Annotated in this window: 1 protein-coding gene; it reads left to right on the top strand. The window is 53.1% G+C overall.

The window, feature by feature from the left end:
• Positions 1 to 326: condensation domain-containing protein (locus FS818_RS28440; protein ID WP_145336758.1), on the top strand; the 326-nt coding region annotated here is incomplete at both ends.

Here is a 326-nt window from a genome sequence, read left to right as displayed (position 1 = left end):
ACGTACTTGGCGGAAGTGAAGACTGCTGTGCTGGGCGCCATGGAGAACCAGGATTATCCGTTCGAGGAGCTGGTGGAGAAGGTAGCGTTGCAGCGGGATACAAGCCGTAATCCGTTGTTTGATACGATGCTGGTGCTGCAGAACATGCAGAGGAGTGAATGGACACCGGAAGGGCTGACGATTCAGCCGTACGGGCAGGAATACCGGGTTGCAAAATTCGACTTAACCGTGGCTGCAGTGGAGCAGGAAGGTCGCTTGTATTTCGACTGGGAATACAGCACGGCGTTATTCAAAAAGGAAACGATTGAGCGAATGGGCCAACATCT

The sequence above is a fragment of the Paenibacillus xylanexedens genome (assembly GCF_007680605.1).
In the GTDB taxonomy this organism is placed as follows: Bacteria; Bacillota; Bacilli; order Paenibacillales; family Paenibacillaceae; genus Paenibacillus; species Paenibacillus xylanexedens_B.
This window is presented reverse-complemented; position numbering and strand designations above follow the sequence as displayed.